The organism is Methylotuvimicrobium sp. (assembly GCF_050611805.1).
Classification (GTDB): domain Bacteria; phylum Pseudomonadota; class Gammaproteobacteria; order Methylococcales; family Methylomonadaceae; genus Methylotuvimicrobium.
Genome location: NZ_JBNGHF010000053.1, coordinates 22,454 through 28,818 on the forward strand (window position 1 = coordinate 22,454; position 6,365 = coordinate 28,818).

The following is a 6,365-nucleotide window of genomic DNA, read 5'->3' on the forward strand; positions in this document are numbered from 1 at the left end:
ATAACAACTAAAATAAAAACAGAGGTTCTCGAGATGGCAATGAATTTTTTGGATCAACTACTTAACCTAGCAGGGCTTAAATTGCCCGAAGCTAAAGAACGTTATGATCCTTCCGTGTATATACAAGAGGAGATCAAACCCTCGGTCGCTAACGCGGAACCAACACGGTCTAATAAAACAGCGCAACAGGAACAAGCGACTTCAGAATTAACCGGCGTGGCTAAATACATGGCGAAACAGAAACAACAAGAACAACCGCAAGCCGCTCAGGAAACACAATCTAATACAGACGAACCGAAAACGGCACAATTATCCGGTGTCGCAAGGTATGTAGCAAAGCTGGAACAAGAAGCGCGAGAAAAAGCCGAGGCGGAAGCTGCTGCTTTGGCCAACATGAGTGGCGTCGAACGCTATCTCGCCAAACTGGAAGGCAAAACCGTAGCCCCGCCAAACCAAACACCCGTAACTTACACACAGAAAGAAGTCGCACCGACCCGAGTCGAGCGCTATTTGTCGAGTCGGATCGAAAAAGAGTCTGCTAAAACGGTAGCGACACCAGCTAAACCTGCTGTAAAAGAAACGAAAGCAGCAGCGAAACCCGTCGTGTCTGAAGTAAAACAGCCAGAGCCTACAACTGTCAGCAAACAAGAGCCGCCTGCCAAACCCGCCGAAAAGAAAGCAAGCAAACCGTCCGCGCCGGTCAAAAAAGAGCCGGAAGTTAAAACGGCGCCAAGCGATAAAATTATCGACCTTACCGTTAACGGCGAACAATGCCATGCTACGACGTCGAGGGGTAAGCGCTGCCGCCGATCAACGGGTTTAAAAGTCATAGAAAGAACGGTCGACGGCAAAAGATACAGATTTTATGCTTGTCCTCAACACAACAACAAAGACTTTCAACCGTCTCCCGAGATATTGGAAAAATAAAAACCGGAAAGTTGGAGAGTCCGGAAAAAACTAAATCGAGGCTGCACGGGCTAAGCTTACAGACCAAGAAACCGGGGTTTTTTAAACCCGGACCTAGACTGTCGAAAAAAGCCATTTAGCTATTTTCTGTGTTCCCGATTTTTAATCTCAAAATATCTTGGAAATTGTTGGTGATCATAGGTTATTAAGGGCTAGGTTTAGGGTGCGCATCGCGCACCTGGATTTGGGATCTGCGTCGGGTTCCGCTGTGCGTACCATGACGACTCCGCCAATATTTACCCAAGCTCTTATGGCTTGACTTGGGTAGGGTTTCGGGCCTTACTCCCTTTTGATCGAAAACCGTCGAAGAATAAAAGGTATGGGATGTGTCTATCGAGGACCGCCGTTCACCCAGCACCTAAATCCAGCACCTAAATTCCATAGGTCTTTGGCAATGATTCAAAATCAAGGTTTATTTAGGTGCTGGATGAATTATCCCAGATAGTTAACCATAGCCAATGAACTATGGAATTTAGGTGCTGGGTAAACCCCCATCCATGGGGGCTTGACGGCAGTAATCGAACGCTAGGGATAGCGTGAATGCAGATTTTGCAGGAGCAAAAATCTGCCTTGCTGCCGACATCCTCGCTAGCCACACCCAATACTTTCATAAAGTTAGCAATTTTTTGAGTATAAAGGGAGTAGGTACGCGCAGCGTACCCTAAAATTTATGCATAACGATGGGCGCAGAGCGCGGGAACGAGAATTGCCAGGGACTGAATAGTTACACTTATTCCGGTTCAGAAGGCAAGGTATTCTCTGGAGTAAGTCGACAAGTTTCACATAAACGGGCCAACTCCAGTAGACTGGTCGCACCGGTTTTTTCCATGACTCGCGCACGATGTACTTCGACGGTACGATGGCTGATGCCCAGTTGCCTTGCAATTTCCTTATTGGAATGGCCCGTGACCACCAGCGACATCACTTCCGATTCGCGGGTGGTAAGACCGCTTAAGCGCCTACAGAGCGCTTGATGAGCCAGTAGTGAATCTTCATTCTTCCGGGCTTCTTGCTCTAGGACGTCCCGAACCCGTTCGATTAATAATTTACTGGAAACGGGCTTCGTCAGAAAATCAACCGCTCCGGCTTTGATGACGCGAACGGTCGTGGGTATGTCTCCATAACCGGTCAGGAAAATGATAGGCAAATGAATATCCCGACGGATCAATTCGGTTTGTAACTCGTCGCCGGTCATATCCGGCATATTGAGATCGAGAACCAAGCATCCGTTCTTGCCCGGACAATAAGCTTGCAGAAAATGCTCAGCGCTCTCGAAAGTTTGATAATTAAAGCCGGCGACTTCCATGACTTGACCGAGACCATCGCGCACCGCATCGTCGTCATCGACGATAAAAACGTAGTAGGTTTGAGTGCTTATATCGCGCATGGCAATGTAAAGTGGAGACTGAGGCCGTTGCCCGCATTTTGTTCGGCCCACATTTTTCCGCCGTGAGCCGTGACCAAAGTTCGACTTATCGCTAGTCCCATGCCTAAACCGGCGGGTTTCGTGCTATGGAAAGGCTGAAAGATAGCTCTAAGCTCCGCCGGATCTTCGACGCCTTTACCGCTATCGCGCACTGTCACCCGAATCATGGCTGGATCGGCCTCATCGCGATGCGTCGTCACGATGATCGCTTCGGCCTTTTCTTTCAGTTCCAACATAGACTCCATTCCATTGCGTACTAGATTGATCAATACCTTTTCTATTTGCAGAGCATTGGCCCTAACCGGAGGTATATCAACGGCAAGTTCCAGCTCAATTTTAAATTCGTCAGAGAGTCCGTCGGTTTTCATTAAATCGATCACTTCATGGATCAAGGAATTGATATCTACCGGTTCGCTATCGCTTTCCCCTTTTTGCAATAGGTTCACCAATTGCCGTATCACTTCGCCAGCTCGCTGCGCTTGCTGTGAACATTTTTCCATTACCTGACAGAGCTTTTGCGAATTAGGCTTATCCGTTTGACACAAATGCAGCGCCACATCGGCATAAGAGGAGATGGCCGACAGTGGCTGATTCAATTCGTGGGCAAATGCCGCGGCCGTCTGGACCGCCACATATAATCGAGACGACTGTTCCATTTTGTCGCGCCGCTCGTTCAGTTCCTTTTGTTTCATGTAGTCGGTAATGTCTAAATTGATGCCTAGGATACGATAGGCGCGATTACTTTGATCGTTCAATACGACTCCCCGAGAATGAATCCAACGGAAAGAGCCATCTTTGTGACGCAGGCGAAATTCCATTTCATAGCTTGGCTTATGATCGGCAATAAAGTTTTCTATCATCGCCATGACATAAGAGCGATCATCCGGATGCAAGCGGCTTTCCCAATCCTCTTGCCGGTTGAGTAATTCGCTATCGTCATAACCGATTTGCCTTTTTATTTCAGGCGATAAAAATAACTGACGGGTAGTCAAATCCCAGTCCCAATATCCGGCATTGACCTCTTCGACAACCAGAGCGAGTCGAGCTTCGGTGTTGCGCAATTCTTGTTCGGCCTGTCGATGTGCCGTGACATCCTCGCAGGCAATAATAATACCGCCGATCTCTCCGGCCGGATTTGTCCAAGGATGGGCTGCCCAACGCAACCATTGGCGACTGCCGTCGGCTTGAATCCATAGGTCGTCGTCGTTTTTCAAAAATTCTCCGGCCTGTACTTTTCGGTGGACTTGTTTCCATTCTGCGGGAAGATCCGGGTTGACCGCATAGTGGTTGCGGCCTGTCAATTCAACATATCCCCGACCGAAATCTTCGACCCACCGACGACTCGTGACCAAATAATTCATTTCTCGATCAAACATGGCAATGCTCACGGGCGCCTGCTCGACAAACAGCCGGAGTTGCAATTGACTCTTTTCCAACGCATCTTCGGCCTGTTTGAGCGCCGTAATGTCTAGAAAAGCCCCCACGGCACCGCGCGGCTCGCCTTCTTCGTTAAACAAGGGCGAGGCATTGCCCAGTAAAGTTATTTGTTGCCCGTCAGGGCGAATAATATCGATGACTTGGTTTTTAACTAATTCACCTCGAACGGCGCGACGCATCGGTAAGTCCTCGTTTGCCAGCTCGAGCCCGTTCTGTATGACACGAATGGCGCTCAATACTTCACTACGGCTGGAAAGACCGACCCTCATCGGCAAGCCGAGCATCCGCTCAAGCGCCGGGTTACCGCGAATATCGTAGACGTTCGTTCCATCGGCAATGCACAGTCCGATCGGCACGGTATTGAAAATCACTTGCATCTCTTCTATTCGGCGCTCCAAGCTCCGGTTTAGTGAGGCAATTTTTTTCTCAATCAGCTTTCTATCTGTGACATCGACGACATGCACGACAACACCCTTGACTTTTCCGGCCGTATCCGTATTAGGGATATAAGTGGCCTGGACCCAGCGCGGCTCTCCATGCCCATAGGGAATTTGTTGATCGAAATTGACCTGCTCCCCTGCGAGGACGCGTTCGAAATAGGGTTGAACGATGCGCCAGGCGTCTTTACCGATAATATCCGGTGCTTTTCGGCCAAGGATAGTATCCTCGGTGATACCGAACCATTTTTCATAGGTCGCATTGACCCGCATATACCTATATTCGGTATCCAAATAAGAGATCAGCGCGGGCGTTGCATCTATGATCAAACGTAATTCTTTCTCCCGGTCGCGCAATGTCAATTCGGCCAGTTTACGGTCGGTAATGTCTTGGATATAACCATGCCAGAGCATACTACCGTCCATCTCGTGTTGCGGCATCGAATGACCTTCGATCCAAATCTCGCCTTTTATAGGATGATTGTAGCGGAACGCGTCTCGCCAGGCTTGCAGGGTGCGGGCGGACTCGGCAATGGTTTCATGGATATGAACGAGATCATCGGGATGGATGCGGTCGAAAACAGGACCAAAATCCTCGACTACAACATCCGGACTGACCCCGTATAACGATTCGAACAATGGACTGGCATAAGGCATGCTTGCCGAGCCATCAGGGCGTAATCGGAATGAACAAATGACTCCGGGCACCGTTGCGGCAACCTTGGTTAATTGATCCTGTAACCTTATCCGCTCCTTCATGGCCAATTCCGCACTCACGCGCTCGGTCACGTCGCGCATGATCACCGTAAAAGTTTTCTCGCCGTTTATCTCGCACTTGGAAATAGAAGCCTCGATCGGAAACTCCTCGCCATCGGCTCGTATGCCCCTAATAGAGGCGAGTTCATTTTTTATTCGATGAGCAACTCCTGCCTTATCGAATCCACGGATATATTTACTATGTCCGGCACGGAATCGCTCGGGAATAAAACGCTCGATAGTACCGCCGATGGCTTCATCCGCACGGCAACCAAACATTTTTTCCGCTGCGGAGTTGAACAGTAAAACGCGTTGATCGGTGTCGATAGTAATGATCGCGTCGATAGCCGATTCGACTATGTCGGCATAGCGCTGCCGACTGTCCAGCAGCGCCAATTCGTTGCGTTTGTGATGGGTAATATCCTGCGTGGTCCCGAACCCGCCCAGCAAATTACCCTTTTTATCGTACTCCAGCCAAGCCTTTTCTCGAACCCATTTCACTGCGCCATCTACCAATAAACGGTGCTCGATATCGTAGGGCTCGCCGCGCAGCCCCTCTCGCCACATCCGGTCGACATAGTCTCGGTCTTCCGGATGCACGATGGCTAGAAAAGTTTGATAGGTCTTCGGCGTGCCTATCGGAATACCGAAAATACGGTGGTTCTCGTCGGACCATATTAATTCGTCACGCTTGATATCCAGCCGCCAGCTACCGATTTGCCCGACCCTTTGCGCGCGATCCAAATCTTGTCGACTTTCCCATAGCGCATGGGTAAGACTCCTATAAAAGCTGGTTGTCGCGACCATAACCACTGAAACGAAGCAAAAGGCTACGTTTAATATCAATAGGTCGTCGAATTCGGTCTCGGTCGGGAACAATATCAGTGTATTGACCGCGATCAAAGATAAAGCCGCCGCAAGAAAGCCGGAATTCTTCCCTAACCAGAAAGAGACCAGATTAATCTCGAAAGCAAATAACAAATATGCCGCCCGCTCACTTATCACTGGAACATAAATGGTTGCGATAGTGGTTGTAACGACGCCCAGTACCGTCAGTCCGTATCGCAACACGGCAGGTTGATCGCCTAAATTAAAGAAAATTGTTTGGATTTTACATCGCGCGTCGGTCATCGGCTCTGATATTCAATGTTTATTGACGAGTGTCAATTTTGGGTCGAACTACATAACATAAACTGATTAGCAAGTTTCTTCAGCTAAAGCCCAAAGATCAGCATCTGCCTAGCAGGACGGGGTTCGCAAGCCATGCGCGTCAAGCTAAAAACGGCCAACCCACATCACGCTCTTTCCCAAGCTCCAGCTTGGGAAAGACACACCGGAAGCTC

The 6,365-nt window shown here is 49.3% G+C and carries 3 protein-coding genes; 1 reads left to right on the forward strand and 2 read right to left on the reverse strand.

The window, feature by feature from the left end:
- Positions 1-33: 33 nt before the first annotated feature.
- The gene (locus tag ACRJJO_RS18600; protein WP_431067116.1) at positions 34-927 is read left to right on the forward strand and encodes a hypothetical protein; all 894 of its coding nucleotides are present in this window, start codon (positions 34-36) and stop codon (positions 925-927) included.
- Positions 928-1,696: 769 nt separating this feature from the next.
- Here the strand turns inward: ACRJJO_RS18600 and ACRJJO_RS18605 are convergent.
- Together ACRJJO_RS18605 and ACRJJO_RS18610 are read right to left on the reverse strand one after the other, a co-directional pair.
- Positions 1,697-2,353, reverse strand: a complete 657-nt coding sequence (locus ACRJJO_RS18605) for a response regulator transcription factor (protein ID WP_431067117.1) — start codon at positions 2,351-2,353, stop codon at positions 1,697-1,699.
- Positions 2,341-6,153 (reverse strand): PAS domain S-box protein, encoded by a 3,813-nt coding sequence (locus tag ACRJJO_RS18610; protein ID WP_431067118.1) that lies wholly within the window; start codon positions 6,151-6,153, stop codon positions 2,341-2,343. Before ACRJJO_RS18610 ends, ACRJJO_RS18605 begins: the two co-directional genes overlap by 13 nt.
- Positions 6,154-6,365 lie beyond the last annotated feature (212 nt).